Origin of the sequence: Bradyrhizobium sp. B120 (genome assembly GCF_049075665.1) — a bacterium.
Classification (GTDB): Bacteria; Pseudomonadota; Alphaproteobacteria; order Rhizobiales; family Xanthobacteraceae; genus Bradyrhizobium.
This window is the reverse complement of record NZ_CP185242.1, coordinates 7,114,889-7,140,997: the sequence shown is the minus strand read 5'-3', so window position 1 is coordinate 7,140,997 and position 26,109 is coordinate 7,114,889. Positions and strand designations below refer to the sequence as shown.

26 protein-coding genes are annotated in these 26,109 nt (G+C 65.4%); 14 read left to right on the top strand and 12 right to left on the bottom strand.

The genetic code is table 11. The annotated features are described in order from the left end of the window. Window positions 1-20: 20 nt before the first annotated feature. The 4 genes from ACOIX3_RS33180 (at window position 21) to ACOIX3_RS33165 (ending at window position 5,493) form a co-directional block, all read left to right on the top strand. Window positions 21-1,757, top strand: coding sequence for a cation:proton antiporter (locus tag ACOIX3_RS33180; RefSeq protein ID WP_420966201.1), 1,737 nt, complete (start codon window positions 21-23; stop codon window positions 1,755-1,757). Between the two features lie 196 nt (window positions 1,758-1,953). Further along, complete coding sequence (gene ribB / locus ACOIX3_RS33175) at window positions 1,954-3,030, top strand: 3,4-dihydroxy-2-butanone-4-phosphate synthase (protein WP_420966200.1); 1,077 nt, start codon at window positions 1,954-1,956, stop codon at window positions 3,028-3,030. Between the two features lie 188 nt (window positions 3,031-3,218). After that, a complete protein-coding gene (locus ACOIX3_RS33170; protein ID WP_420966198.1) occupies window positions 3,219-4,433 on the top strand; it encodes an acyl-CoA dehydrogenase in 1,215 nt (404 codons plus the stop codon). Between the two features lie 142 nt (window positions 4,434-4,575). Beyond that, window positions 4,576-5,493, top strand: coding sequence for an MBL fold metallo-hydrolase (locus ACOIX3_RS33165; protein ID WP_420966196.1), 918 nt, complete (start codon window positions 4,576-4,578; stop codon window positions 5,491-5,493). A gap of 126 nt (window positions 5,494-5,619) precedes the next feature. Here the strand turns inward: ACOIX3_RS33165 and ACOIX3_RS33160 are convergent, their stop codons facing one another. Further along, complete coding sequence (locus ACOIX3_RS33160) at window positions 5,620-6,477, bottom strand: DUF1499 domain-containing protein (protein WP_420966194.1); 858 nt, start codon at window positions 6,475-6,477, stop codon at window positions 5,620-5,622. Window positions 6,478-6,754: 277 nt separating this feature from the next. Then, window positions 6,755-8,383, bottom strand: a complete 1,629-nt coding sequence (locus ACOIX3_RS33155) for a fatty-acid--CoA ligase (protein WP_420966192.1) — start codon at window positions 8,381-8,383, stop codon at window positions 6,755-6,757. 76 nt (window positions 8,384-8,459) lie between these two features. Here ACOIX3_RS33155 and ACOIX3_RS33150 point away from each other — a divergent pair, with 76 nt between their 5' ends. Then, a complete protein-coding gene (locus tag ACOIX3_RS33150) occupies window positions 8,460-9,683 on the top strand; it encodes an extensin family protein (RefSeq protein ID WP_420966190.1) in 1,224 nt (407 codons plus the stop codon). A 23-nt stretch (window positions 9,684-9,706) separates the two neighbouring features. Here ACOIX3_RS33150 and ACOIX3_RS33145 read toward each other — a convergent pair whose 3' ends face one another. Next, window positions 9,707-10,384, bottom strand: coding sequence for a L,D-transpeptidase (locus ACOIX3_RS33145; protein WP_420966188.1), 678 nt, complete (start codon window positions 10,382-10,384; stop codon window positions 9,707-9,709). A gap of 362 nt (window positions 10,385-10,746) precedes the next feature. Between ACOIX3_RS33145 and ACOIX3_RS33140 the strand changes: the two genes are divergently transcribed. Together ACOIX3_RS33140 and ACOIX3_RS33135 are read left to right on the top strand one after the other, a co-directional pair. After that, window positions 10,747-11,724 (top strand): magnesium transporter CorA family protein, encoded by a 978-nt coding sequence (locus ACOIX3_RS33140; RefSeq protein WP_420966186.1) that lies wholly within the window; start codon window positions 10,747-10,749, stop codon window positions 11,722-11,724. 131 nt (window positions 11,725-11,855) lie between these two features. Then, entirely contained in the window at window positions 11,856-12,077 is a 222-nt protein-coding gene (locus ACOIX3_RS33135) for a hypothetical protein (protein WP_176532935.1), read from the top strand. Window positions 12,078-12,214: 137 nt separating this feature from the next. Here ACOIX3_RS33135 and ACOIX3_RS33130 read toward each other — a convergent pair whose 3' ends face one another. Then, the gene (locus ACOIX3_RS33130; protein WP_092124720.1) at window positions 12,215-12,967 is read right to left on the bottom strand and encodes an SDR family NAD(P)-dependent oxidoreductase; all 753 of its coding nucleotides are present in this window, start codon (window positions 12,965-12,967) and stop codon (window positions 12,215-12,217) included. A gap of 37 nt (window positions 12,968-13,004) precedes the next feature. Beyond that, window positions 13,005-13,646, bottom strand: coding sequence for a pyridoxamine 5'-phosphate oxidase (gene pdxH / locus ACOIX3_RS33125; protein WP_420966183.1), 642 nt, complete (start codon window positions 13,644-13,646; stop codon window positions 13,005-13,007). Between the two features lie 108 nt (window positions 13,647-13,754). Between pdxH and ACOIX3_RS33120 the strand changes: the two genes are divergently transcribed. Both ACOIX3_RS33120 and ACOIX3_RS33115 read left to right on the top strand, forming a co-directional pair. Further along, on the top strand, window positions 13,755-14,168 hold the full coding sequence (locus ACOIX3_RS33120; protein WP_420966181.1) for an RT0821/Lpp0805 family surface protein: 414 nt from the start codon (window positions 13,755-13,757) through the stop codon (window positions 14,166-14,168). 107 nt (window positions 14,169-14,275) lie between these two features. After that, window positions 14,276-15,244: a DnaJ C-terminal domain-containing protein gene (locus tag ACOIX3_RS33115; protein ID WP_420966179.1), complete on the top strand. Its 969-nt coding sequence runs from the start codon at window positions 14,276-14,278 to the stop codon at window positions 15,242-15,244. Window positions 15,245-15,634: 390 nt separating this feature from the next. Here the strand turns inward: ACOIX3_RS33115 and ACOIX3_RS33110 are convergent, their stop codons facing one another. Then, on the bottom strand, window positions 15,635-16,399 hold the full coding sequence (locus tag ACOIX3_RS33110; protein ID WP_173641401.1) for an anti-sigma factor family protein: 765 nt from the start codon (window positions 16,397-16,399) through the stop codon (window positions 15,635-15,637). Window positions 16,400-16,466: 67 nt separating this feature from the next. Continuing rightward, a complete protein-coding gene (locus tag ACOIX3_RS33105) occupies window positions 16,467-16,955 on the bottom strand; it encodes a sigma-70 family RNA polymerase sigma factor (protein WP_338831213.1) in 489 nt (162 codons plus the stop codon). A 174-nt stretch (window positions 16,956-17,129) separates the two neighbouring features. On the opposite strand from ACOIX3_RS33105, the gene ACOIX3_RS33100 reads away from it, so the two are divergent. From ACOIX3_RS33100 to ACOIX3_RS33085, 4 genes are all read left to right on the top strand, one after another. Then, window positions 17,130-17,729 carry a histidine phosphatase family protein gene (locus ACOIX3_RS33100; RefSeq protein WP_420966176.1) on the top strand — a complete coding sequence of 200 codons (600 nt, stop codon included), beginning with the start codon at window positions 17,130-17,132 and terminating at the stop codon, window positions 17,727-17,729. A 156-nt stretch (window positions 17,730-17,885) separates the two neighbouring features. Then, the gene (gene aroC, locus ACOIX3_RS33095) at window positions 17,886-18,974 is read left to right on the top strand and encodes a chorismate synthase (RefSeq protein ID WP_024580648.1); all 1,089 of its coding nucleotides are present in this window, start codon (window positions 17,886-17,888) and stop codon (window positions 18,972-18,974) included. A 50-nt stretch (window positions 18,975-19,024) separates the two neighbouring features. Then, window positions 19,025-20,218, top strand: a complete 1,194-nt coding sequence (locus tag ACOIX3_RS33090) for an adenylate/guanylate cyclase domain-containing protein (protein WP_420966175.1) — start codon at window positions 19,025-19,027, stop codon at window positions 20,216-20,218. An 11-nt stretch (window positions 20,219-20,229) separates the two neighbouring features. Then, window positions 20,230-21,117 carry a DMT family transporter gene (locus ACOIX3_RS33085; protein ID WP_420966173.1) on the top strand — a complete coding sequence of 296 codons (888 nt, stop codon included), beginning with the start codon at window positions 20,230-20,232 and terminating at the stop codon, window positions 21,115-21,117. A gap of 6 nt (window positions 21,118-21,123) precedes the next feature. On the opposite strand, the gene clpS is transcribed toward ACOIX3_RS33085, so the two are convergent. After that, window positions 21,124-21,429 carry an ATP-dependent Clp protease adapter ClpS gene (clpS, locus tag ACOIX3_RS33080; protein ID WP_021076758.1) on the bottom strand — a complete coding sequence of 102 codons (306 nt, stop codon included), beginning with the start codon at window positions 21,427-21,429 and terminating at the stop codon, window positions 21,124-21,126. Between the two features lie 256 nt (window positions 21,430-21,685). Between clpS and ACOIX3_RS33075 the strand changes: the two genes are divergently transcribed. Then, on the top strand, window positions 21,686-22,534 hold the full coding sequence (locus ACOIX3_RS33075; protein ID WP_173641407.1) for a DUF1194 domain-containing protein: 849 nt from the start codon (window positions 21,686-21,688) through the stop codon (window positions 22,532-22,534). An 84-nt stretch (window positions 22,535-22,618) separates the two neighbouring features. Here ACOIX3_RS33075 and ACOIX3_RS33070 read toward each other — a convergent pair whose 3' ends face one another. Genes ACOIX3_RS33070 through ACOIX3_RS33055 form a run of 4 tightly spaced genes read right to left on the bottom strand, consistent with a single transcriptional unit; the run spans window position 22,619 to window position 26,073 of the window. Beyond that, window positions 22,619-23,452, bottom strand: a complete 834-nt coding sequence (locus tag ACOIX3_RS33070) for a nucleotidyltransferase domain-containing protein (protein WP_420966170.1) — start codon at window positions 23,450-23,452, stop codon at window positions 22,619-22,621. Window positions 23,453-23,505: 53 nt separating this feature from the next. After that, complete coding sequence (locus ACOIX3_RS33065) at window positions 23,506-24,747, bottom strand: class I SAM-dependent RNA methyltransferase (RefSeq protein WP_420966168.1); 1,242 nt, start codon at window positions 24,745-24,747, stop codon at window positions 23,506-23,508. After that, window positions 24,740-25,513, bottom strand: a complete 774-nt coding sequence (locus ACOIX3_RS33060; protein WP_420966166.1) for a TlyA family RNA methyltransferase — start codon at window positions 25,511-25,513, stop codon at window positions 24,740-24,742. The genes ACOIX3_RS33065 and ACOIX3_RS33060 overlap by 8 nt, the downstream gene beginning before the upstream one ends. Next, window positions 25,510-26,073 (bottom strand): nucleoside 2-deoxyribosyltransferase, encoded by a 564-nt coding sequence (locus ACOIX3_RS33055; RefSeq protein WP_420966165.1) that lies wholly within the window; start codon window positions 26,071-26,073, stop codon window positions 25,510-25,512. Before ACOIX3_RS33055 ends, ACOIX3_RS33060 begins: the two co-directional genes overlap by 4 nt. Window positions 26,074-26,109: the final 36 nt, after the last annotated feature.

Sequence of the window (26,109 nt, the reverse complement as noted above, 5' to 3'; positions counted from 1 at the left end):
CAACAGGAAGTCTTTGACGCATGCATGAACTGATTCGCGATATCACGCTCTGTATCCTGTTTGCCTGGGGGATCGGGCTGCTCGCCCATTTCTCCCGGCAACCGCTGATACTGGCCTACCTTATCGCCGGCTTTTTCATTGGTCCATTCGGCATGGGCTGGGTCAAGTCCCAGGAGTCGATCAGCGTCATCTCCGAGCTCGGCCTGATCTTCATGCTGTTCATGATCGGGCTGGAAATCGACCTCAAGAAGATCATCCGTGCCGGCAAGGTCATCCTGTTCGCCGGCGCCGGCGAGCTGATCGTCGGCTGCCTGATCGGCGTGGCGTTCTTTGCCGGGATCGGGCTTGCGATCGGCGGCGGCAAGTTCGATGCAATCTACCTTTGCGTCGCCTGCGCGCTTTCCTCGACCGTCATCATCGTCAAGGTGCTCTACGAGAAGCGTGAGCTGGATACGCTGCCGGGCCGCATCACGCTCGGCGTGCTGGTACTGCAGGACATCTTCGCGATCCTGTTCCTGGCGGTGCAGCCGAGCCTGGACAATCTGCAGATCAGCGTCGTGCTGTTGTCGATCGCCCGCGTTGCGGTGCTGGTCGCGACCGCGCTGGTGCTGAGCCGCTACGTGCTGCCGCGGCTGTTCCACCAGATCGCGCGCCGGCCCGAGCTCGTGCTGCTCGGCGCTCTCGCCTGGTGCTTTCTGATCGGCGAGATCGCCGAGCGGCTGCATCTGTCGCGCGAGATGGGCTCGCTGGTCGCCGGCGTCTCGATCTCGACCTTTCCCTACGCGCTTGACGTCACCGCCAAGGTCACGACGCTGCGGGATTTCTTCATCACGCTGTTCTTCGTCGCGCTCGGCATGACGATCCCGATCCCGGGCTTACAGGTGATCTGGCTTGCGCTTGTGATCGCGGCCTTCACGGTCGTGAGCCGTCTGGTCACGACGTTCACGCCGCTCTATCTGATGAAGCAGGGCCTGCGCGCCAGCCTGCTGCCGGCGATCAATCTGGCGCAGATTTCCGAGTTCTCGCTGGTGGTGATCCAGACCGGCGTTGCCGCCAACCATATCGGGACCGAAACCGCGAATGCGGCCTCGTTCGCCTTCGTGGTGTTGGCGGTGCTCTCGACCTTCGCGATGGCCCGCAGCGATCAGATCGTGCGCGGCCTGATCGGTCCGTTGAAGCGGATCGGGCTGCGTGATCTCGACCATCGACGCGAGGGCGGCGGCGAGTCCGGGCAGGAGGCGGAGGGACATGGCGATATCCGGCGCATCGTCATCCTCGGCTTTTTCCGCGCCGCGAGCGCGCTGATCAGCCAGATCGAGCGGCAGAACCAGTCGCTGCTCGAGCAGATCAGCGTCATCGACTTCAACCCGCTGGTGTTCCGCACGCTGACCGACCGCGGCATGCATGTGATCTATGGTGACATCAGCAATGTCGATACGCTGGTTCATGCCGGCATCGGCAATGCCGAGATCATCATCCTGAGCGTGCCGGATTTCCTCTTGGTCGGCGCCGACAACGAGAAGTTGGTGCGTCACGTCCGCGCCCTGAATCCGACCGCGAAGGTTGTTGCCACCGCCGATCTCCTGACCGGCGTCGACGACCTCTACGACGCCGGCGCCGACTACGTGACGGTGACCCGGCTCAGCGACGCCGGCGAGCTCTATTCGGTGATCGAGGCCGCCGACGCCGGCCTGCTCGACGACAAGCGCGCCGAGCTGGATGCCCAGCTCAGCGACCGGCGCGAGGTGCTGCCGTAGCCCGGATGGAGCGAAGCGAAATCCGGGGACCGCGCACGCGGAAATGTCCCGGATTGCGCTTCGCTCCATCCGGGCTACAGGCTCCTGTCACCGTCCTGGTATGCCTGCCGGACGCATGGCGGGTTGCATAATGATACTGGCGCTGACATCGGAACCCGGCTAATCCACTGCCTGCATATAACGAGATGTCAGGACAATGGCCGATACGATCCAGGAAGTGCTGCAAGCCTTTGCGAAGGGTGAACTCGTCGTCGTCACCGACGATGACGATCGGGAAGGCGAGGGCGATTTGATCGTCGCGGCGTCGTTCTGCACGGCGGAAAAGATGGCCTTCATCATCCGCCACACCTCCGGCATCGTGTGCGCGCCGATCACCACCGAGGACGCCCGCCGGCTCCGGCTCGATCCGATGGTGGCGCATAACGAGTCCAACCACACCACGGCCTTCACCGTCTCGATCGACTACAAGCCCGATGGCGGCACCGGCATCTCCGCCGACGAACGCGCCTCCTGCTGCCGCGCGCTCGCCAATCCCAATGCCGGCGCCAATGATTTTGCGCGCCCCGGCCACATCTTCCCGCTGATCGCGCGCGACGGCGGCGTGCTGCTGCGCTCCGGCCACACCGAAGCCGCGGTCGATCTGTGCCGGCTCTCCGGCCTGCCGCCGGTCGGCGTCATCAGCGAGCTGATGAACGACGATGGAACCGTGATGAAGGGCGAGCAGGTCGCGAGATTCGCCGCCGCCCACAAGCTCAAGCATGTCACGATCGCGGACATGATCGCCTATCGCCAGGCGCGCGAGAAACTGATCGAGCGGGTCGCGACCTTCACCACCGAAAGCCCGATCGGCCCCCTGCAGGGTTATGCCTATCGCTCGCCGTTCGACGAGATCATGCATGCCGCCTTCGTCTATAACGGCATCGGCGACGGCCGGGACGTGCTGACCCGGCTGCACAAGCCCAATATCGTGACGGACCTCTTCACCGGTCCGGCGCGCATGGAAGCCGTGTTGCGGCACTTCAAGGCTGCTGGCCGCGGCGTGCTGGTCTATCTGCGCGACGGTGCCGCCGGTGTTCCGGTCCAGCCGGTGAGCGAGCAGAAGTCGGCGGAGGCCGATCGCAACAAGCAGTGGCGCGAGGTCGGCGTCGGCGCCCAGATCCTGCGCGATCTCGGCATCACCTCGATCCGCCACCTGACCTCTTCGGTGCACGACTACAAGGGTCTGTCCGGTTTCGGCATCGAGATCGTGTCGAACGAGAGATTGGAGTGCTGACTGTTGTCATTCCGGGATGGTCCGAAGGACCAGACCCGGAATCTGGAGATTCTCCGGGGCGCAATGGCGCCTGAGGTTCACGCTATCGTGTGCCCCGGAATGACAATGATCCCAATTCAATTGCGCTTCGCAGCATAGCGCTTTAATTTATCCGCCAATTTCCGAGAGACGATGCGAAAGGATGTTTCATGAGCGTGCGCCCCCAGGCCAAGGACAAGCCGGCTGCCGCCAGCTTCCAGTGGGATGATCCGTTCCTGCTCGACGACCAGCTCACCGAAGACGAGCGGCTGATCCGCGACACGGCGCGGGCCTATGCGCAGGACAAGCTGCTGCCGCGGGTCACCAAGGCCTATCTGGAAGAGAAGACCGACCGCGAGATATTCAACGAGATGGGTGAGCTCGGCCTGATCGGCGTGACGCTGCCCGAGGAATATGGCTGCGCCAATGCGAGCTATGTGGCCTATGGCCTAGTGGCGCGCGAGATCGAGCGCGTCGATAGCGGCTATCGCTCGATGAACTCGGTGCAGTCGTCGCTGGTGATGTACCCGATCTACGCCTATGGCGACGAGAACCAGCGCAAGAAATATCTTCCCAAGCTCGCGACCGGCGAATGGGTCGGCTGCTTTGGCTTGACCGAGCCGGATGCCGGTTCCGACCCCGGCGGCATGAAGACCCGGGCCGAGAAGGTGGCCGATGGCTACAAGCTGAACGGCGCCAAGATGTGGATCTCGAATGCGCCGATCGCCGACGTGTTCGTGGTGTGGGCCAAGTCGGCCGCGCATGACAACCAGATCCGCGGCTTCGTCCTGGAGAAGGGCATGAAGGGCCTGTCGGCGCCGAAGATCGGCGGCAAGCTCTCGCTGCGCGCTTCGATCACCGGCGAGATCGTGCTCGACAACGTCGTGGTGCCGGAAAGCGCACTGCTGCCCAACGTCTCCGGCCTCAAGGGTCCGTTCGGCTGCCTCAACCGCGCCCGCTACGGCATCTCCTGGGGCGCGCTCGGCGCCGCCGAGGACTGCATGCACCGCGCGCGGCAATACACGCTCGACCGCAAGCAGTTTGGCCGGCCGCTCGCCGCCACCCAGCTGGTGCAGAAGAAGCTCGCCGACATGGAGACCGAGATCGCGCTCGGCCTTCAGGCTTCGTTGCGCGTCGGCCGCCTGATGGACGAGGGCAAGATGGCGCCCGAGATGATCTCGATCGTCAAGCGCAACAATTGCGGCAAGTCGCTCGACATCGCCCGCATGGCGCGCGACATGCACGGCGGCAACGGCATCCAGATCGAGTATCACGTGATGCGCCACGCCGCGAACCTCGAGACGGTGAATACCTATGAGGGCACGCACGACGTCCACGCGCTGATCCTCGGCCGCGCGATCACCGGCATCCAGGCGTTCTCGTAAAGCGGCGCCCACCCAAACGTCGTCATGGCCGCGCTTGTCGCGGCCATCCACGTCTTGGGGCTCGCACAGGAAGACGTGGATGCCCGGGACAAGCCCGGGCATGACGAGGTCAAAGAGAAGCCGGACATCACGGACAGAAGCCATGGCCGACAACGACGACATCCCGTTCAACCGCGAATTTCCGCTGAAGCCCGGCGTGGTCGAGCAGGTCCGGCCCGGCGTGCGCCGTGTCCTCTGCAACAATCCGAGCCCGTTCACCTTCACCGGCACGGTCAGCTACATCGTGGGCCAGGGCAAGGTCGCGATCATCGATCCCGGTCCCGACGACGAGGCGCATGCGAAGGCGCTGCTCGATGCGGTCAAGGGCGAGACCGTGACGCATATCCTGGTCACCCATACCCATCGTGATCATTCGCCGAACACGCCGCGGATCAAGGCCGCGACCGGCGCGCCGGTCTATGCCGAGGGGCCGCACCGCGCCTCGCGCCCGCGCTTCGAGAGCGAGAAGCACAATCCGGAATCCGGCGCCGACCGCGATTTCCGGCCCGACATCGAGGTCAAGCACGGCGACCTCATCGAGGGCAGTGGCTTTGCGCTGGAGGCGGTCGCCACCCCCGGTCACACCGCCAATCATTTGGCGTTCGCGTGGGCCGAGCGCAGCATCAATTTCGTCGGCGACCATGTGATGGGCTGGTCGACCTCGATCGTGGCGCCGCCGGACGGTTCGATGATCGACTACATGGCCTCGCTGGAGCGGCTGGAGCAGCGGTCCGAGCAGCTCTATTTCTCGGGTCATGGCCCGGAGATTCCTGAGGGCCCGCGCTACGTCCGCTTCCTGGCGCGGCATCGCCGGGCGCGCGAGGCATCGATCCTGCACCGCCTCGGCAAGGGCGAGGCCGACATCCCGACCATGGTGCGGGCGATCTATATTGGACTCGATCCGCGCCTCGCCAATGCCGCCGGCTATTCGGTGCTGGCGCATCTGGAGGACCTGGTCGCGCGCGGCATCGTGGCGACGGATGGCGATCCGGTGATCGGCGGAACGTACCGGATGGCGTAACGACTCCCTCGATTCGTCATTCCGGGGCGCGCGAAGCGCGAGCCCGGAATCCATCGTGCCGCAAGTAATGTAGTGAAATGGATTCCGGGTTCATCGCTGCGCGATGCCCCGGAATGACGGGGGAGATTATTTCTTCACCGACTTCGCCGGTGGCGCCTTCGGCGCGACCGGGGCCGCCTTCTTCGCCGGCTTGGCGTTTTCGTTGTCGGCGGCGGAGTTGAGGTCCTCGATCAGCTTCTTGACCCGCGCGGCGTTGCTGCCGAGATCGGCGTCGAAATAGCGCGAGGCGGAGCGGATATCGACGCGCGAGTCCTCGTCGTCGGGCGTGACCCGGATCGAGACGTCCTCGCGGAAACCCATGATCGGCGTGCGGGCCACCGCCTCGATGCGGCCGATCCGGCGCGGCGGCTGCGGCGCGCGTGCGTCGATGACGAGCCATTTGCGGCGGTTCACCAGCCGCAGGGTCATCTCATAGGCACGGTCGACCGGGGTTTCCAGTTCGACGGTTTCGATATCGGGATAGGCGGCGCGCTGCTTCTCGGCCGAATAGAGGCCGGCATAGGCGGCCGGGTTGGTGCCTTCGCCGGTGCGCAGCCGCGCCAGCGCCTCGAATTTCGGCGGGTCGATCGCATCGGTGGTGACGTCGTAGATCCGCGGCAGCTTGCGGTACTGATAGGTGAGATAGGCCGGGTAGCCGAGGATCGCGGCGTCGATCAGGAACGCGAGCAGGATCCGGCCCATGCCGCGGGTGCCGTTCTGCCAGATCGCGGCGAAGGCGGCCAGTCCGAGCAGGATCGACAGGCCGGCCAGGCCCAGCGCGCCGAAGAAGGTCGCCAGCGCCGGTTTGACCTCCAGGAACCCGAACCGGACGATCAGGATCGAGACCACCACCGCAACGACGGAGAAGATGGCGAGGTTGCGCGACCAGGTGGCGAGACCGGACACGGGCTCCTGCTGGTAGGGAGCGGAAAACCTGCGCGCCATCGTCGAAAAATCTGCCGGTTGAGATGTCCTTGGGCGACCTCAGCCGCCGCCAATGACCGTGTGAGACCACGGACCTGCGGCGAATTCAAGGGATTTGGGTTGATTACCCTCCCCTGGAGGGGGAGGGTCGACGCGAATGAAATGAGCGGCGGGGTGGGGTGATCCCTCAGCACGGGCACCTGTCTCAGTGGAGGGACTGTCACCCCACCTCGATTCGCATTTCGCTGCGCTTCATGCGAACCGATCCTCCCCCTCCAGGGGAGGATGACAGCTCGCCCTACGCCGCGGCGGTCGGGAACGTGTAATCCTTGAACTGGTCGCGCAGCGCCGTTTTCAGGATCTTGCCGGTCGCGGTGTGGGGAATGCCGTCGACGAAGGCGACGTCGTCGGGCATCCACCATTTGGCGATCTTGCCGTCCATGAATTTCAGGATGTCCTCGCGCGTGGCGCTCTGGCCCTGCTTGAGCTGCACGATCAGCAGCGGCCGCTCGTCCCATTTGGGGTGATGGACGCCGATCACGGCGGCTTCCGCCACCGCCGGGTGGCCGACCGCGAGGTTCTCGAGATCGATCGAGGAGATCCATTCGCCGCCGGACTTGATCACGTCCTTGGAGCGGTCGGTGATCCGCATGTAGCCGTGCTCGTCCATCGTCGAGACGTCGCCCGTGTCGAAAAAGCCGGCATCGTCGAGGATGTTGCTATCGACGCGGAAGTAGGCTTTCGCGATCGCGGGGCCCGAGACCTTGAGACGGCCGAAGGTCTTGCCGTCCCACGGCAGCTCCTTGCCGGCATCGTCGGTGATCTTCATCTCGACGCCGAACGGCGGGTAGCCCTGGGTCTGCAGGATGTCGAGCCGCTCCTCGCCACTGCGATCGGTGAACGGCGGCTTCAGCGTCGCCAGCGTGCCGAGCGGGCTCATCTCGGTCATGCCCCAGGCGTGGCGCACCTGGCTGCCCATGTCGAGGAATGCCTTGATCATCGAGCGCGGCATCGCCGAGCCGCCGCAGATCACCATCTGCAGGTCCGGCAGCTTGACATTGTTGGCGGCCATGTATTGCAGCAGCATCAGCCACACCGTCGGGACACCCGCGGTATGGGTGACCCTCTCGGTCGACAGCAGCTCGTACACCGAGGCGCCGTCGAGCTTCGGGCCTGGCATCACCAGCTTGGTGCCCATCGACGGCGCGGAGAACGCGATGCCCCAGCTGTTGGCATGGAACAAGGGCACCACCGGAAGCATTGTGTCCGACGCGGAGGTGCCGAGCGCGTCCTTCGAGTTGGCCATCAGCGCGTGCAACACGTTGGACCGGTGCGAATAGAGGACACCCTTGGGATCGCCCGTCGTGCCGGAGGTGTAGCACATCGCCGCGGCGGTGTTCTCGTCGAAGGTCTTCCACGCGAACCTGCCGTCGGATGCCGCGATCCAGTCCTCATAGGCGACCGCGTTCTTCAGCGTGGTCTGCGGCATATGCGCCTTGTCGGTCAGCACCACGTAGCGCTCGACGCTCGGCAGCTGGCTGGCGATCTTCTCCAGCACCGGAACGAAGGTGAGGTCGGTGATGACGATGCGGTCCTGGGCGTGGTTGACGATCCAGGCGATCTGTTCCGGAAACAGTCGTGGATTGACCGTATGGCAGATCGCGCCGATCCCCATGATGCCGTACCAGACTTCGAGGTGGCGCCAAGTGTTCCAGGCGATGGTGGCGACGCGGTCGCCGAGCTTGATGCCGTCGCGTTCCAGGCTCTGCGAGACCTTCAGCGCGCGGGCGTGGATCTGGGCGTAGTTGGTGCGATGAATGGGGCCTTCGACCGACCGGGTCACGACTTCCTGCGTGCCGTGATATTTGGCGGCGTGCTCAATAATCTTGTGACATAGCAAGGGCCAATCTTGCATCAAGCCAAGCATACGCAAATCCCTCCTCGATCCTCACGCATGATCCGCCGGCATCTTGGACGGCCGGCAGTAAAATCATGGAACTGACATGAACTGTAGCGCGGAGAAAGCAAGCCGAAAATGGCCTGATGGCGCCTTTCGTCGCGGGGGCGCGGCAATGGTTACCGCTGCCGTCACGCTGCTTTGGCTTGGCATGCAAGCGGGGCCCGCGCAGGCCGCCCGTGGCATGCCGACCTCTCCGTGGGACGATTTGTTCGGTGTCCGGCCGCAGAGGGCGCACAAGGCGGTCCGGCGCTCAGCGGTGCCGCTGCCGAAGCCGCGTCCGGCAGAGGCGCCGCCGGCAGCAGACGCGCCTGCGGCAGCTCGCGCGCCTGTGGCCGCGGAGCCCGAGCCGCCGGCGGTTGCGGCACCGCCACCGGCCGCGCCTGCTGAGGCTGCCAGGCCCGGCGAGACGACCAGGCCAGCCGAAGCAGCCAAGCCCGCCGAGCCGCCCAGGCCGCAGCTTTCGGCCTGCCGACAGGCCCTCACCGAGGAGATCGCGATCGCGCCGAGCATTCCGGATATCCACGGCGTCGGCGGCTGCGGCGGCGAGGATCTGGTGCGGCTCGAGGCCATCGTGCTGCCGGACAAGCGCACGGTCGCGGTCAAGCCCGCGGCGATCCTCCGCTGCAAGATGGCAAGTGCGGTTGCCGACTGGGTCCGCACCGATATCGCGCCGCTGGCGCAGAGCCTTGGGGGCGGGATCAGCAATCTCGACAATTTCGACTCGTTTGAGTGCCGCGGCCGCAATCGCGTCGCCGGCGCGCAGCTCTCCGAACATGGCCGCGCCAATGCGCTCGACGTGCGCGCGTTCGGTCTCGCCAACGGCAAGTCGATTTCGCTGACCGACCGCAGCGTGCCGCGCGAGCTGCGTGAGACCGTGCTGCATTCGGTCTGCGCCCGCTTCTCCACCGTGCTCGGCCCGGGCTCGGACTGGTACCACGAGGACCACATCCATCTCGATCTGACGGAGCGCCGCAACAATTACCGGATCTGTCAGTGGAACGTTTACGATCCGATGCCGCGTGTCGCGCCGCTGTTGCCGGCCGAGCGTCCCGAAGAGGCGCCGCCGCGCGATGTCGCCGCAAAATCGGACGCGTCCAAGCCGGACTCATCCAAGCCGGACTCATCCAAGCCGGACCGATCCGAAGCCGACCGCGGCAAGGCCGATGAGCCGGATGCGGCGAAATCAGATGATGCGGCCGCGCCCGACGGCGCTGCCGAGACAAAGCCGCAGCCAACAAAAAAGCGCCGGCAAAGCCGGCGCCTTTGATCGCGATTGCGACGTGACTGGGATCAGTAGGGGACGTTGCCGCCGCCCTGCAGCGCCATCTGCGGCTTGTAGGGGGAGTCGCCGTGCTTCGGCTCCAGGACCACGACGATGGTGCCGAGCTTGACGCGGTTGTAGAGGTCGATGACGTCCTCGTTGGTCATGCGGATGCAGCCCGAGGAGATCGACGAGCCGATGTATTCCGGCTGGTTGGTGCCATGGATGCGGAACAGCGTGTCCTTGCCGCCCGAGTAGAGATACATCGCGCGCGAGCCCATCGGATTGTCCGGGCCCGGTGCCACGAAGGTTGGAACGCCGAGGCGCGAGATTTCGCCGGGGGTGGGATGCCAGGCCGGCCATTCGGTCATGCTGCCGACCTTGGCGATGCCGGACCAGGCCATCGCTTCTTCGCCGACGGTGATGCCGTAGCGGATCGCCTTGCCGTCGTTCATCACGTAGTAGAGGTAATGGTTGTCGGAATCGACCACGATGGAGCCGGCGGCTTCCTTGCGGTGATACTCGACGATGGCGCGGCGGAACGGCTCGGCGACCGGCGTCTTGACGTAGGTGGTCTTGGCCAGCAGTTCCTTGTCATGCGGCTTGAAGGCAGCGGTGTTGGTGGCCTCATAGGTTGTGGCCTGCATGCAGCCCGACAACATCAGGCCTGCGGCCAGGATCCCAAAGGTAACTTTGAACGACGACATGATTACGTTCCAATCGAAAATCCGCGTCTCAAAGCGCCACGATTACGCCCTAAACGCCACGATTCCATGTGGGGCATTATTGCCGAAACGTGCCATTATTCCCAGAGTTTAGATGCCTTTCCCGCATCGCGGGACGTCGCCTGTGGCTTTTTTGCCGCAAGTCTTCTGGTGTGGGGCCAGTTTTTGTGCAAACAGGCAACGGTTGCTCAATCGAAGCCGCTTCAACGTCACATTCACCGCCGCCTGGCCGCCACAAAGGTGGATGTCCGGTTAATCGCCCGGTCATGAAGCGCCAGCCAGAATCGCGCTAAGTCGACGGGTCTTGCCAGCCCTGTTTCCAATCCTGTGTCTCGGAGTTCGTGATGCTGTCGGTGTTCGTTCCCTCCGATTTCTCCCTCAAGAAGGCCGCCGTCACCGACCTCGGCGCGTTGCCGGAGGGCGCGGTCTGGGTCGACCTGGTGAACCCGACCGTCGAGGAGGACCGGGCCGTCGAGAAGCTCGCGGGGATCGCGGTTCCGACCCGGGAAGACATGCAGGAGATCGAGATCTCCAGCCGGCTCTATATCGAGAACAGCGCGCGCTACATGACCGCAACGCTGATGTGCCAGTCTGACACCGATATGCCGCGCACCACGGCGGTCACCTTCATCCTGACCAGCCATCGCTTGGTCACGGTGCGTTACGACCTGCCGAAGCCGTTTGCGCTGGTCGAGAACAAGCTGGCGCGCTCCTGTGCGCCCGGCATCACCGGAGAGCAGGTGCTGATGGAACTGCTGGATGCGGTGATCGACCGCTGCGCCGACCTCCTGGAGCGCTGCGGGGCCGACATCGACCAGGTCTCCCACGACATCTTCGAGCCGGAGAGCCAGCGCCACGGCCACGCCAAGCAATATTCGCAGATCCTGATCGCGATCGGCCGCAAGGGCGACCTGACCTCGAAGGTCCGCGAAAGCCTGGTCTCGATCGGCCGCCTCGTCACGTTCCTTTCGGCGATCGTGGAGGGCGTGAAATGGTCCAAGGACATGCGCGAGCAGCTCAAGACCATGCAGCGTGACGTGGCCTCACTGACCGACCACGCTTCCTATCTCTCCAACAAGATCACCTTCGTGCTCGACGCCATGCTCGGCGTGGTCAATCTGGAACAGAACAACATCATCAAGCTGTTCTCGGTGATGGCGGTGGTGCTGATGCCGCCGACGCTGATTGCCTCGATCTACGGCATGAATTTCAAGATCATGCCGGAACTCGAGTGGGCGCACGGCTATCCGTATGCGCTGGTGCTGATGCTGATCGCGGCTGTTGTGCCGTACTGGATCTTCAAGTGGAAAAAGTGGCTGTAGCACTGGTTCCACACGTCGCGTTTTGGGACGCGCTTTCTGCCTTATTTCCTCTGCTAAAATTTGAGCGTTGCGCTGAACGTTTGGGCGAAACTTGTCTGCGATAACGCCCGCCTCGAAGCCGGAGGACAGCAATGGTTGAGAAGATCATAACGCCACGGCGTAACGTCATCGACTTTGCGCGCTATCAACACGACCGCGCAGCAGGCAAGGTGCAGGCGATCTCGCCGAGACTTTGCCGTTACTGTGGCGCTGCGTTGCTTGATGGTGAAGACGAAGACGATTGCTCCAGCGCGTTGAATGACATCGCGCTGCAGCCGCTTGAGAAGAAATCTCGTCGGTTTTATGCGGACTAGAGGCTGAGGCCTTTTGGAGGCAGAAGCCTCGTCTGCGTCGTTACGCCTGCAATCGAAGCAATCCTTGGAGTACGGCCGCGGCGGCGGCCGGGATCGCCTCGAACCTCTTTCCCCCTCATTCTCATCCAAGCCAAAGCTCAGACGTGCTGGCCACCGTTGATGTGGATCTCGGCGCCGTTCACGTAGGAGCTGGTTTCCGTGCACAGCACGTAGATGATCTTGGCGACCTCGTCCGGAGTGCCGAGGCGATGCATCGGGATTTGCTGGTCGACGATCTTCTCGGTGCCCGGCGACAAAATCGAAGTATCGATCTCGCCCGGTGCGATCGAATTGACGCGCACGCCGACGCGGCCGAAGTCGGATGCCATTTCCCGCGTCAGTGATGCCAGCGCGGCTTTCGAGGTCGCATAGGCAACGCCGGCGAACGGATGCACGCGCGAGCCGGCGATCGAGGTGACGTTCACCACCGCGCCCTTGGCGTGCCTGAGCTCGTCGATCAGTCCGCGGGCCAGCATGATGGGCGCGAAGAAGTTGACGCGGAACACGTGCAGCCACGTCTCGATATCGGTGTCCATGGTCCCGAGCCGCGCGCCGCCCGCACCCTTCGGCGAGATCGCGGCATTGTTGACCAGCGCGTGCAACTCGTCGTTCACCAACCGTTTGCGGATCTCGCTGATCGCGCGAACGGTGTCGTCATGGTCGCCGAAATCGACCTCGATGTGATCTTCCGGTCCGGCGCCCCAGGGGCAGACTTCCGGGAATGCATGCCGCGAGCAGGTGATGACGCGCCAGCCGGCGGAAGCAAACCGGATCGCGGTGGCGTGACCGATGCCGCGGCTGGCACCGGTCAGGAGCAGGGTACGGCGCGGCGCGTTGGAAGGAGGGGACATGGTGTCTTTCAGGTTGGCGTCTTTTAAGCTGTCGTCGTCACGGATAGAGCCGCACCTTCGACCATGCACTGCCGGCGCCATCGCGGCGGAATTCGATGCGGTCGTGCAGGCGGTACGGGCGGTCGTGCCAGAACTCGATGCGCTGCGGCGTGATCCGCCAGCCGCTCCAGCCCGGCGGACGCGGCACCTCGCCGATGACGTATTTCGCGCCGGCCTTGGCGATCGCCTGCTCGAATGCGAAGCGGCTCTCCAACGGCTGCGATTGCTTGCTGGCCCAGGCGCCGATCTGCGCCTGCTTCGGCCGCGTGGCGAAATAGGCGTCGGCCTCGGCGTCCGCGACCTGCGTCACCGCGCCGCGGATGCGCACCTGACGGCGAAGCGATTTCCAGTGAAACAGTAAAGCGGCCTTGGGGTTTGCGGCCAATTCGCGGCCCTTGGCGCTGGCAATGTGGCTGTAGAACACGAAGCCGTCGGCATCGAAGCCCTTCATCAGCACCATCCGCACGTCCGGCAGCCCGTCGGCATCGACGGTTGCGAGCGCCATCGCGTTCGGATCGTTCGGCTCGGACTTGACCGCTTCCGCAAACCATTCGCCGAATAGGGCGAACGGCTCCTCCGCCGCGGTGAAATCACCCGATGTTAACGGTGTCGGGTGTTTGATGGAGGTCGTGTCGGTCATGTCAGGAGTCCCGATTTGCATTCGCCCGCGTCCGAGAGCGCGTTTCTAGCCCTATATAGGGCATGGGGGCGCGTTGGCCTATCGGCGATCCACCCCGCGGGCGCGGTGGTGACCTTGATCCTGATCGGCGTCGGTGCGAGCGGCTGCAGCCTGTCGCGCACCGATGCTTTCGCCAAGATGGACGACAAGGATGTGACGGGCTCGATCAACCCGACCCAGGTCAACGCGGTGATGCCGACCGACAGCGATCTCGCCTTCGCCCGCAACGCCGCCTCCGACGTGCTGACCAAAGGCGACAAGGATTCCAGCCAGCCTTGGGAAAATCCCCAGACCGGCGCACGCGGCTCGGTGACGCCGCTGGCTCAGGCCTATTCGGGCGAGGACGGCAAGACGTGCCGGGATTTTCTCGCCAGCTATGTTAATGGAGCCACCGAGACTTGGCTCCAGGGCGCCGCTTGCAAGGCTGGACAGGGGCGCTGGCAGATCCAGAGCCTGAAGCCTTGGAGCAGAAGTTCCGGCTGACACCCGGTCCCGATCTAGTTGCAAAAATGCCACTGAGCCCCCACATAAGGGCAAAGTGGGCCCGATGGGTCCCCAGGACTGATTTTCCCGTGAAGGAGACGTGACGGATGCGCGACCCCTATGAGGTCTTGGGGGTGCAGCGGAGCGCCAGCGCTGCGACGATCAAGAGCGCCTATCGCAAGCTCGCCAAGAAGCATCACCCTGATAACAACAAGAACGATCCGAAGGCGGCTGCCCGCTTTGCGGAGATCAACACGGCCAACGAGATCGTCGGCGACGAGGACAAGCGCAAGCAGTTCGACCGCGGCGAGATCGACGCAGACGGCAAGCCGCGCTTCCAGGGCTTCCCCGGCGGCGGCGGTGCCGGCGGCCGTGCCGGTCCCGGTGGCTTCGAGTACAGCTTCCGCGGCGGCGCCGGCCCCGGCGGCGGCGTGGGCGGCGGCAGCTTCGAGGACATCCTCAACAGCATGTTCGGCAACGCCGCGCGTGGCGGCGGTGGCGCGCGCGGGGGGCGAGCCAGCCCGTTTGAATTCGAAGGCGGCGGGGTCGGCGTCGATCTCGATCTTTCGGTCGCCATGACGGTGTCGCTGGAGGAATCGGCTGGGGGCGGCGACAAGCGCGTCCGCCTGCCGACCGGCCGTGAGCTCAACGTCAAGATTCCGCCCGGTGTCACCGCAGGCCAGCAGATCCGGCTGAAGGGGCAGGGCGACACCGCGCAAGGCCACCCGCCCGGTGACCTCCTGATCACGATCTCGATCGCGCCGCATCCGTTCTTCAAGGTCGACGGCAACGATCTCCGGATCGATCTGCCCATTACCCTCTACGAGGCGGTGCTGGGCGGCAAGGTCCGGGTGCCGACGCTCGGCAGCGCCGTCGAACTGTCGATCCCGAAGAACACCTCCAGCGGCCGTACCTTCCGCCTCAAGGGCAAGGGGCTGTCGAAGGCGGGCGCCGTCGGCGACCTCTATGTCACGACCCGCATCATCCTTCCCGACGGGAACGATGCCGAGCTTGAGGCATTGATGCAGACGTGGCGGGAGCGAAATTCCTACAATCCGCGCAGCGATCTCGGCTGACCGCCGAGATCGCGCCCCAAAAGACGCGAAAGACGCGAAACTGCAACTACCCCGGACTCTATCGGGGTAGACGCGGGCGTTGCGAGGGCGTCAAAGGGTGACCGGCCGTCCGAAGTCCAAAATCTGCGGCGTGCAGATCGGATCCGGAAAAAGAGTGCGGCCTCGAGAGGGGGACCAGCGCGGTACACAAAACCCCAATCGAGGCCGCGTGCGCCGATCGGCGGATCGGGCGCGGATCATCTTCGCGTGAGCATCCGGTACGACAATGAGACGCGTCCATGACGCGAATCGAAATTTTCAATGTCGGAATTGGGACACTGAGTGAGGCTGGATTCACTTACTCGAAACGGCACAATGGCGGCGGCTGATCTCCCGTAAATCTACGGGAAATCAGCCGCCGTTCTTCTCCATCTGATCGTAGACCGCCTGCGCGACCTGGGTCAGGCGCGTCCGGTCGGTGCCGCCGCTGACGACATAGGCGACGCCGCGATCGGCCCAGAACAGCGCGCCGTCGCTGCCCTGGACGGCATAGCGCATCTGGGTCGCCTCGGTTTTCGCCTTGGCGGTGTAGACCGTGAAGCGCTCGCCGGACGTGCTCTCATACATCAGGAACGACGCCGGCCCGCTCGGCCCCGGCAGCAGGCGGCCGCCGACCAGCTTCAGCCCGGTAAGGTCGGGCGCGCGGACGTCCCAGCCGCAGCGCTTGGTCAGCCATTGCTGCAGATGATCGCGCTCGCTGCCGGGCACCTCGACCGGATGACGGACCTCGACCACGTAGAGCCGATGCGCATCCAGCGCGTCGAGCGTGAAGCTCTGGAAGGCCGACGGCGTCGCCGCGGCGCCGCGCGCGATCCAGCCGACGCCACCGCCGGCGATGAAGGCCATCAGCGTCGCCGCCACCGCGCCATAGACCCAGCGGCGCGGCTGGCGCACCAGCCGCTCGAGTTCGAGTCGCTTCGGCACCGCCTCATCCAGCACCGTGTCGTAGCGCGCATGCAATGTCTCGGCCATCGCGCGCCATGACTGCACCCGCGCCGCGTCGTCGGGATGCGCGGCGAGCCACGCCTCGACATCGCCGCGGCGCTCGGCCGGCAGCTCGTTGTCGACGTAAGCGTGCAGCTCGTCTTCGGTGACGGGGATATTCGGGTCGGTCATATCAATGGTCTCTGCCAAATCTTGTTCGAAAAACGTTCATGCGTAACACCTGTATTCGCGCACATTATCATTTCACTCGCCTCAGCGTCGGGCGCTGGCCCTCGATCGAGGCCCGCACATGGGCGCGCGCGCGGGCGAGGCGGGACATCACCGTGCCGATCGGCACGCCCTGGATGTCGGCGACCTCCCGGTAGCTCATGCCCTCCAGCATCACGAGCAGCAGCACCGAACGTTGCTCCTCGACCAGCGTCGACAGCGCGCGCTCGATGTCGCGTCCCTCCGCCTCGGTGCCGCTGGCGTCGGCATTGTTGTCGAGCAGCGGCATGAAGGCCGGCCGCCGCGCCAGCGAGCGCCTGCGGTTCTTGTTCAGATTGGTCAGGATCGTATAGAGCCAGCTCCTGACGTCGCCGCCGAGAAACAGCCGCTCCGAGCGCAGCGCGCGCACCAGCGTGTCCTGCACCAAATCATCGGCGATATCCGAGTCACGCACCAGCGCGCGCGCATAGCGGCGGAGCGCTGGAATCATGGCTTCGACACTTTGACGAAACGCGGTCATGCATCCCAGTCTTCGATGGTAGCGGCGATAGCCGCCTTATCAAACATAACACCCTAACGGCGTGGCTATTCCGGTTGCGCCGAGCTGCGCGCATAGCGCCTCGGCTGCGGCCGATTTGGGCTTGTCGCCAGCCAAAGTGCTGGTGTACCTCCGGGCCAGAAAATTTCGAAGCGAATGCCGGTGCCAACGATCTACTACATCCGCCACGGCGAGACCTCATGGAACGCCGAAGGCCGGCTTCAGGGCGTGCAGGATATTGCTCTTAACGAGCGCGGCCGCGCCCAGGCGGCACATGCCGGCCGCATCCTCGCCGATCTCCTGGCGCGCGACGGCCGTGACAAGACGACGCTGCCGTTCGTCGCAAGCCCGCTGCTCCGGGCGCGCGCGACCATGGAGCTGGTGCGCACCGAGCTTGGCCTGCCGCCGGGCGACTACGCCCTCGACGCGCGGCTGCGCGAGATCGCCTACGGGTCGTGGGAAGGCTCGACGTTGGCAGAAGCGCAGGCCGCCGACCCCGTCGTCTATGCCCGCCGCCTGGCCGAGAAGTGGACGGTGTCGCCGGAGGGCGGTGAGAGCTATGTCGACGTACAGGCGCGGATGACCGAGTGGTACGGCTCGGTAACGTCGGACACCGTCGCCGTCGCACATGGCGGCACGGCGCGGGCGCTGATGGTGGCGCTCGGCTTCGAGACCCCGGCCTCCGCGGCCGACCTCACCATCGAGCAGGGCGCGGTCTACGTGTTCGGCGCGGCGGGCCTGCGGAAATATAGTTAAGGGCGCAGTTCAACCATCCTCCGTCATGCCCGGGCTTGTCCCGGGCATCCACGTCTTTGCGGCTGCAGCGGAAGCCAAGACGTGGATGGCCGGGACGAGCCCGGCCATGACGAAGTCGAAGTTTGACCCCGCTGCCTGCGCGCGTTACGACACGCCATGTCCTTCAATACTTTCGGCCATATGTTCCGCGTCACGACCTTCGGCGAGAGCCATGGGGTCGCGATCGGCTGCGTGGTGGACGGCTGCCCGCCGATGATCCCTCTGACGGTGGAGGAGATCCAGCACGACCTCGACCGCCGCCGGCCCGGCCAGTCGCGCTTCACCACCCAGCGCCAGGAGCCGGATGCGGTGAAGATCCTGTCCGGCGTGATGGCGCATCCGGAAAGCGGCGTGCAGGTCACGACCGGGACGCCGATCGCGCTCCTGATCGAGAACACCGACCAGCGCTCGAAGGATTATTCCGAGATCAAGGACAAGTTCCGCCCCGGCCATGCCGACTTCACCTATGAGGCGAAATACGGCCTGCGCGACTACCGCGGCGGCGGGCGTTCCTCCGCGCGCGAGACCGCGACCCGCGTCGCGGCCGGTGCGATCGCGCGCAAGGTCCTGCCCGAGGTGAAGGTGCGCGGCGCGCTGGTGCAGATGGGCCCGCACAAGATCGACCGCGAGAAGTGGGACTGGGACGAGATCGCCAACAACCCGTTCTTCTGTCCCGACAAGGACAAGGCGGCGTTCTTCGAGAGCTATCTCGACGGCATCAGGAAGAGCGGCTCCTCGATCGGCGCCGTCATCGAGGTCGTCGCCGAGGGCGTGCCGGCCGGGCTCGGCGCGCCGATCTATGCCAAGCTCGACAGCGACCTCGCTTCCGCGATGATGAGCATCAACGCGGTCAAGGGCGTCGAGATCGGCGCAGGCTTCGGCGCTGCCGAGCTCACCGGCGAGGAGAACGCCGACGAGATGCGGACCGGCAACAACGGAACGCGTTTCCTGTCCAACCATGCAGGCGGCGTGCTCGGCGGCATCTCGACCGGCCAGCCGGTGGTGGTGCGCTTTGCGGTCAAGCCGACGTCCTCGATCCTGACCACGCGCCGGACCGTCGACCGCAAGGGCGCCGATACCGACATCCTGACCAAGGGCCGCCACGACCCCTGCGTCGGCATCCGCGCGGTGCCGGTGGGCGAGGCCATGATGGCCTGCGTGCTGGCCGATCATTTTCTGCGCGACCGCGGGCAGACCGGGCGCTGATCCCCTATATAATGGTCGTCACCGGATCGGGTGCTCGCCTGGGGAATGCCATGAACGCGTCGGAGCTTCGGGACATCATCGAATGGATGATCGGCGGCGCGCGCTCGGCACCGACCCCGGCGCAGATGATGGCGGAATGCTGCGAACGCCTGGTGCGGGCCGGCCTGCCGCTGTGGCGCGTCGGCGTCTTCGTCCGTACCCTGCATCCCGAGATCTACGGCCGCCATTTCATCTGGAAGCCGGGCGCCGAGGTTGACACCGGCAGCGTTGATCACAACATCCTGGACGCCCCGGAATTTGCCGTCAGCCCGCTGGCGATCGTCCTCAAGCAGGGCGTTGAGGTGCGTGCGCGCCTCGACGACCCCGCCAGCACACGCTTTCCGATCGTGGCGGACCTGCAGGCCGAGGGCGTCACCGACTACATCGCGGTGCCGCTGATCAATACCGACGGCCCCCCGAACGCGTCGAGCTGGACCACCAGGCAACCGGGCGGCTTCACCGACGAGCAGCTCGATGCGATCCGCTCGATCACTGTCCCGCTGTCGCGCTACATCGAGATCGTCACGCTGCGCCGCACCGCCACGCTGCTGCTCGATACCTATGTCGGCAACCGCGCCGGCGAGCGGATCCTGGGCGGCCAGATCAGGCGCGGTAGCGCCGATACGATGGATGCGGCGATCTGGCTGTCCGACCTGCGCGGCTTCACCGCGCTGTCCGACCGCTTGCCGTCCGAAACCGTCGTGGAGATCCTCAACCTCTACTTCGATTGCCAGGTCACCGCGATCCGCGACCATGGCGGTGAGGTGCTCAAGTTCATGGGCGACGGCCTGCTCGCGGTGTTTCCGGTCGACGAGTATCTCGGCGACGAGGCGCAGGTCTGCTCGCGGGTGCTGGAGGCGGCGCGCGAGTCGCGCGCCGGCGTCGAGGCGCTGCAATATCCCAATGGCGACGCGGTCGAGCGCTTCCGCTTCGGCGTCGCGCTGCATCTCGGCCGCGTGCTCTACGGCAATATCGGCGGCGGCAACCGGCTCGACTTCACCTGCATCGGTCCGGCGGTCAATCTCGCTGCGCGGCTCGAGAAGATCGCCGGCCGCCTCGGCCGCACCGTCGTCGCCTCCGAGCGCTTCGCCGGCATTCACGACGGCGGCTGGAGCGATCTCGGCGAGTTTCCGATCGCGGGATTTGCCAAGGCCGAACGGGTCTACGGCCTGTTCGACGAGGCGCCGGTCGCAGCTGCCGGCTAAGGGCAGCGTACGTGACTGACACGAACGCGCAACATCGCACCGGGATCGCGCTGGTCGTCGCGGCTGCGGCGGCGTGGAGCACTGCGCCGTTCTTCACCCGGCTGCTGCACTTCGATTCCTGGACCATCCTGTTCTGGCGCGGGCTGTTCGGTGGCGGCGCGATCGCGCTGTTCCTGGTCGCCACGCAGGGCTGGCGCGGCGCGCGCGATCTCGTCGTGATGCCTTTGAGCGGATGGCTGGTGGCCGGCCTCTCGACCTTCGGCATGGTGACGTTCATTCCGGCGCTGCAACTGACCAGCGTCGCCAATGTCGCCATTCTCATCGCGATGCAGCCGTTTGCGGCGGCCGCGATCGCCCGGCTTTGGCTCGGTGAGCGGGCGCGGCCCGGCACATTGCTGGCAAGCCTTGTCGCGCTCGCGGGTGTGGCGATCACCGTGAGCGGCGCCGGCGGCATCGCGGATTACAGAGGCATCGGCCTTGCCTGCGTGATGGTGCTGGCGATTTCGCTGATGACGGTGGTGATCCGGCGGCACAAGGGGACGCCGATGATTGCCGCCGCGGCGCTCTCGAACTTTCTCGGCAGCGCCGTGAGCTTGCCGTTGGGGCTCGGCATCGGTGCGGTCACCGGCGCCGATCTCGGCGTGCTCGCGATGTTCGGCGTATGCCAGGTCGGTCTCGGCCTCACCCTGTTCACGGTCGGCTCGAGGTTGCTGCCATCAGCGCAGGCGTCGCTGATCGCCACGCTTGAAACGCCGCTGATGCCGTTCTGGGTGTGGCTGGCGTTTGCCGAGGTGCCGTCGCTGCGCGCCCTGATCGGCGGCGCGCTGGTGATGGGGGCGGTCGTCGCCGACATTGCGCTGAGCCAGCGGGCACAGCTCGCGCGGCCGGCGGAACGGTGATGTCCGCTATTCCTCGGGCTCGGTGGTGAACAGCAGCGGATAACCCTTGGCGCGGCCGGCGTCGGTGGCGCGCGTCGCTTTGGTCTCGGCGACATCCCTGGTGAAGACCGCGACCACGCAGACGCCGCGCTGATGCGCGGTCAGCATCACCTTGTAGGCCTGGTCATCGGTCATGCGGAATTCGCCCTTCAGCACGGTGACGACGAATTCGCGCGGCGTGTAGTCGTCGTTGACCAGGATCACCTTGTGCAGGCGTGGCCGCTCGACCTTGGTCTTTGTCCTGGTTTTCGGCTTGACGACGGTATCGGGCATCGCACTCCCTCGCGATTGCCCCGTAAGAATACCGTCTTCCCGCACGTGTTGGAACCGTTCGATTTGCACGGCGTCATTGCGGCAACGGCACGGCGCGTTGCCGCATGCGTGGCAAGTGATGTCCAGCCTTCAAGCGTCTAACTCGCAGGCCTCTAACTTGCAGGTCTCTAACTTGAATGTGAAGGACAGATGATATCTGCGCTTTTCGCCGCCTGATTTGCGTGTCACCATGACACGACACGACGGGAGGGCCGCAATGCGCTGGTATGTCTCGATCGGAGCGGTGCTTGTCGCGGGCATGTTGGCCAGCGGCGATGTGGCCGGTGTTGCCGCGCCCGGCCCGGGAACACAGACAGGCCGGTTGGCCGAAAAGGAATCCACGCCGAGCGTCGACATCGAGTTGATCATCGCGGTCGACGTCTCCTACTCGATGGATATGGACGAGCTCGCGATCCAGCGCGAGGGCTATGCGCAGGCGATCGTTTCCAAGGAGTTCCTGCAGGCGCTGAAGGCCGGCCCGAACGGCAAGATCTCGATCACCTATTTCGAATGGGCCGCTTCCAACGACCAGAAGGTCATCATTCCCTGGCGGGTGATCGACGGCCCCGAGTCCGCCGATGCAGTCTCCGCCGAGATCATGAAGACGCCGGTGCGCCGCGCCTCGCGCACCTCGATCTCGGGCGCGATCTATTTCGCGATCCCGATGTTCGACGAGAATCCGCATCGCGGCCTGCGCCGCGTGATCGATATTTCCGGCGACGGCCCCAACAACAACGGCACGCCGATCACGCCGGCGCGCGACGCGGCGCTCGACAAGGGCATCGTCATCAACGGCCTGCCGATCATGGTGAAGGAGCCGTCCTATTCGACGATGGATATCGAAAATCTCGACTATTACTACGAGGATTGCGTGATCGGCGGGCCTGGCTCCTTCGTGGTGTCGATCAAGGATCGCGAGAAGTTCAAGGAAGCGATCCGCACCAAGCTGCTGCTCGAGGTCGCCGGCCGCACCCCCGAGCGCCCGATCGTGCGAACTGCCGAGAAGGAGCCGCGGGTCAGTTGCACGATCGGCGAGAAGATCTGGCAGGATCGCTGGGGGCGGTAGCGACGACCACGACGCTTCGTAGGGTGGATTAGCCGAAGGCGTAATCCACCGATTCTTGCGCAAGACATGGCGGGTTACGCTGCGCTAACCCGCCCTACAAATCTTTCGAACGTCGCTCTCGAGTTCGCGGAGCGTCTGCATCGCGGCGGTGTGCTCGGCGGCGCCGATCTGCCGCCACACCTCGGCAACGCGCCCGGCGAGGCCGCGAACCGTCACCGGAAAATTCGCTGCCTGCGCCAGCGCGCCCTTTTCGTTGATCAGATACTGCCCGTTCAGTGCAAACAGCACCTGCCCGATACACGCCAGCACGCGATAGGCGCAGCCGGCGACATGCGTGCTGTCGCCGCGCGGCAGCGCGAGCTCGGCATTCTCGATCGCGAACAGGATTTCCCATTGAAAGCGCCGGACCAGCGCCGCGCGCAGGGCGGGCGGGTAGGGTGCGGTCTTTGCCTTCAGGGCCGCGACGAGGCCATCGGGATCGTGCAGGACCCGGCACAGCGCGACCTCGCCCATCCAGATCGCCGAGCAGAAGCCGTGCGGATGGCCCGGCTGGTAGTGCATGCTGATCTCGCCGTTCCGACAGGCATTGATCACCATCGTGACCTGGTCGATGCTGCGGTAGAGCAGATCGACCTTGCGGCCGCCGATCGGAAGCCAGGCGCCGCCGACGATCCACCGGCCCCATTCGCCGACCGGCTTCACCTGGGCAGCTGCGGGATCATCGACCAGGCCGGTCACCACCGTGCGCAGCCGATCGACATCCAGCGCGGCGCTATCCCGATAGTACAGGCCGAGATCGGTGTCGGAGGCGTCATGCGCCGTGCCGCGCGCCCGCGAGCCACCTAGCACGATGGCGGCGACGCCCGGGACGCCGGCAAGGACGGGAATGATACGTGCGAGCAGCGGATCGTGGGACATGCGATGCGGATTATAGCGAGACCGCCGCGGGCTGCGATAGTCGCAGCAATGTCTCAGCGTGCGAAGCGCGCCACCAGCTCGACATGCGCCGTGTGGCGAAACTGATCGACCGGGGTGACGCCAGCGATCTTGTAGCCGCCGTCGATCAGGATTTTTGCGTCGCGCGCAAACGTTGCGGCGTTGCAGGACACCGCGACGACCACCGGCACCTTGCTCGCCGCAAGCTGGGTGACCAGCGCCTGCGCGCCTTGCCGGGGTGGATCGAACACGACGGCGTCGTAATCGCGCAATTCCTGCGGCATCAGCGGGCGGCGGAACAGGTCGCGCGCCTCGGCCTTGAGCGGCTTCAGCCCCGGCGTCGATTGCGCAGCCTTCTGCAGCGCCGTGATCGCGCCGGCGTCGCTGTCGAACGCGGTGACCCGCGCCTTCTCGGCGAGGCGGAGCGCAAACGGGCCGACGCCGCAAAACAGATCGGCGATGTGCTTGGCGCGTCCGCAATGCTCGCGAACCAGCGCCGCCAGCGTCTCCTCGCCCTTGACGGTCGCCTGCAGGAACGAGCCCGGCGGCAGCACGACCTTCACCTTTCCGATCGCAATCTCGGGCGATCCGCGCTGCAGCACCAGCTCGCCATGCCGTGTCAGACGTGTCAGCCGGTGTTTCTCGGCGACCCGCGACAAAGTGGTGATCAGGCTGGTCGGCAGCGCGCCGGAGCCGCGCACATCGATGTCGAGGCCATTGAGGGTCGCGGTCACCTGGATGTCGAGTGGCTTGCCGATCGAGATCAGCGGTTCGGCTGTGGCCCAGGCCGCCTCGAGCGCGCCGTCGAGCGCCGGATCGAGGATCGGACAGCGGTCGACCGGGATGATGTCGTGCGAACCGGCCGCAGCGAAGCCGACCTTGAGCACCTCATGGGTCCCCATGCGTCCGTGCAGCGTGATGCGGCGGCGGCCCGCGCCATGGGCGTCGAGCAGCGGTGCGACTTCGGCCGCGACCTTTGCCTGCGCCAGCGTCTCGATCACGATGTTGCGTTTCCAGGCGCGGTAGGGCGCGTCATTCCAGTGCTGGATCGCGCAGCCGCCGCAGACGCCGAAATGCGGGCAGAACGGCGTGATCCGCTCGGGGCTTTCCTGCGTCACCCGCAGCAGCCGCCGCCGGTCGGGATGATTGCCCGGAACGTCGTCGACCTCGACCGTTTCGCCGGCCAGCGTGGTGGGCACGAAGATCGACTGCGCGCCATCGATCGCGACGCCGTCGCCGCGATGGCCGACATGGTCGATGGTGAGAAGCTCAGCCACGGCGCGCGCCGAGGAAGAATTCGATGTTGCCGTCGCCACCGGTGATCGATGACGGGAACACCTGAATGTCGGTGCAGCCGAGCGAGGCGGCGAAGGCGGCGATATCGTCGCAGATCTCCTGGTGCACCATCGCGTTGCGGATGACGCCGCGCTTGGCATGTTTGCGCGCCGCCTCGAATTGCGGCTTGATCAGCGCCAACAGATGCATCGGCGCCGCCGCCAGCGACAGCGCCACCGGCAGCACCAGCTTCAGCGAGATGAAGCTGACGTCGATCACGACGACATCGGGCCGCGCCGGCAGGCGTTTGCCCTCGAAATTCCTGATGTCGGTCTCCTCCATGGAGACGATCTTCGGATGCCCCTGCAGCGAAGGATGCAGCTGGCCGTGGCCGACATCGATGGCGAAGACGAGGCTCGCACCATTGGCGAGCAGCACTTCGGTGAAGCCGCCGGTCGAGGCGCCGACATCGAGGCAGACATGGCCCTCGACGTCGATCGGATAGTGCTCGAGCGCGCCGGCGAGCTTGACGCCGCCGCGCGAGACATAGGGATGCGCCGGCTCGGCCGTGAGTTCGGCGCCGGGCGCCACGATTTCGGATGCCTTCGCAATTTGTCTGCCGTCAGCGGTGACGAGGCCGGCGTCGATTGCGGCGCGGGCCCGGGCCCGGCTTTCGAACAGGCCGCGCTCGACCAGCAGCACGTCGATGCGCTTGCCGGCGGATGCGTCGTTGTCGTTGTCGCCCGGCTTGGTCACTTGCTTGGTCACTTGGCGGCCTGCCGGCGCTGCGCGGCGGCGAGCCGCACGCAGGTCTCGAAGGAGGTGAGGTCGTGCCAGAGGTCGGCCGCAGGCTCCCTCGGCGTCACCAGCGGACTGCCGTGCAGCTCGAGCGCATGCATCATCATCAGATTGTCTGGCAAGCCAAACTCTTCCACCGTCAGTCCCTCCGCGTCGATCAGGCGTCCGTCGGATGCCGGCACGACCTGCTGCAGCCGCGCCACGCGATTGGCGTAGGACGTGGGATCGTTCGAATAAGCGAGGCACAGCTTGCCGCGTCCCGCCATGTAGCCGAGTTCGTAGACGGTGCCTGCGTCGGCACTGGGGCCGCGAAACGGCGTCAAATTGGCGATCACGGCGTCAGCCGACTCCATCATCGCCTCGTTGCTTTTGAAGATGGTGAGTGAGGCGCCGGCGGCGGTGGGACTGATGCTGTTGTCGAGAGGATAGAGCCCGGTCAGCCCGTGATAGGCGCACACCTCCGCCTTGCGGCGGCCGATTTCCACGGCATCCGGCAGGAACACGTCAGGACCTGCCAGATAGATTTTCATGGACTTGCCGGCACCAGGGGCACCGCCCGAGCAATG

Excerpts from the sequence above, each read along its gene's own strand:
- ACOIX3_RS33180 (WP_420966201.1), top strand. The coding sequence starts at position 21 with ATGCATGAACTGATTCGCGATATCACGCTCTGTATCCTGTTTGCCTGG.
- ribB (WP_420966200.1), top strand. The coding sequence starts at position 1,954 with ATGGCCGATACGATCCAGGAAGTGCTGCAAGCCTTTGCGAAGGGTGAA.
- ACOIX3_RS33170 (WP_420966198.1), top strand. The coding sequence starts at position 3,219 with ATGAGCGTGCGCCCCCAGGCCAAGGACAAGCCGGCTGCCGCCAGCTTC.
- ACOIX3_RS33165 (WP_420966196.1), top strand. The coding sequence starts at position 4,576 with ATGGCCGACAACGACGACATCCCGTTCAACCGCGAATTTCCGCTGAAG.
- ACOIX3_RS33160 (WP_420966194.1), bottom strand. The coding sequence starts at position 6,477 with ATGGCGCGCAGGTTTTCCGCTCCCTACCAGCAGGAGCCCGTGTCCGGT.
- ACOIX3_RS33155 (WP_420966192.1), bottom strand. The coding sequence starts at position 8,383 with ATGCTTGGCTTGATGCAAGATTGGCCCTTGCTATGTCACAAGATTATT.
- ACOIX3_RS33150 (WP_420966190.1), top strand. The coding sequence starts at position 8,460 with ATGAACTGTAGCGCGGAGAAAGCAAGCCGAAAATGGCCTGATGGCGCC.
- ACOIX3_RS33145 (WP_420966188.1), bottom strand. The coding sequence starts at position 10,384 with ATGTCGTCGTTCAAAGTTACCTTTGGGATCCTGGCCGCAGGCCTGATG.
- ACOIX3_RS33140 (WP_420966186.1), top strand. The coding sequence starts at position 10,747 with ATGCTGTCGGTGTTCGTTCCCTCCGATTTCTCCCTCAAGAAGGCCGCC.
- ACOIX3_RS33135 (WP_176532935.1), top strand. The coding sequence starts at position 11,856 with ATGGTTGAGAAGATCATAACGCCACGGCGTAACGTCATCGACTTTGCG.
- ACOIX3_RS33130 (WP_092124720.1), bottom strand. The coding sequence starts at position 12,967 with ATGTCCCCTCCTTCCAACGCGCCGCGCCGTACCCTGCTCCTGACCGGT.
- pdxH (WP_420966183.1), bottom strand. The coding sequence starts at position 13,646 with ATGACCGACACGACCTCCATCAAACACCCGACACCGTTAACATCGGGT.
- ACOIX3_RS33115 (WP_420966179.1), top strand. The coding sequence starts at position 14,276 with ATGCGCGACCCCTATGAGGTCTTGGGGGTGCAGCGGAGCGCCAGCGCT.
- ACOIX3_RS33110 (WP_173641401.1), bottom strand. The coding sequence starts at position 16,399 with ATGACCGACCCGAATATCCCCGTCACCGAAGACGAGCTGCACGCTTAC.
- ACOIX3_RS33105 (WP_338831213.1), bottom strand. The coding sequence starts at position 16,955 with ATGACCGCGTTTCGTCAAAGTGTCGAAGCCATGATTCCAGCGCTCCGC.
- ACOIX3_RS33100 (WP_420966176.1), top strand. The coding sequence starts at position 17,130 with ATGCCGGTGCCAACGATCTACTACATCCGCCACGGCGAGACCTCATGG.
- aroC (WP_024580648.1), top strand. The coding sequence starts at position 17,886 with ATGTCCTTCAATACTTTCGGCCATATGTTCCGCGTCACGACCTTCGGC.
- ACOIX3_RS33090 (WP_420966175.1), top strand. The coding sequence starts at position 19,025 with ATGAACGCGTCGGAGCTTCGGGACATCATCGAATGGATGATCGGCGGC.
- clpS (WP_021076758.1), bottom strand. The coding sequence starts at position 21,429 with ATGCCCGATACCGTCGTCAAGCCGAAAACCAGGACAAAGACCAAGGTC.
- ACOIX3_RS33075 (WP_173641407.1), top strand. The coding sequence starts at position 21,686 with ATGCGCTGGTATGTCTCGATCGGAGCGGTGCTTGTCGCGGGCATGTTG.
- ACOIX3_RS33070 (WP_420966170.1), bottom strand. The coding sequence starts at position 23,452 with ATGTCCCACGATCCGCTGCTCGCACGTATCATTCCCGTCCTTGCCGGC.
- ACOIX3_RS33055 (WP_420966165.1), bottom strand. The coding sequence starts at position 26,073 with ATGAAAATCTATCTGGCAGGTCCTGACGTGTTCCTGCCGGATGCCGTG.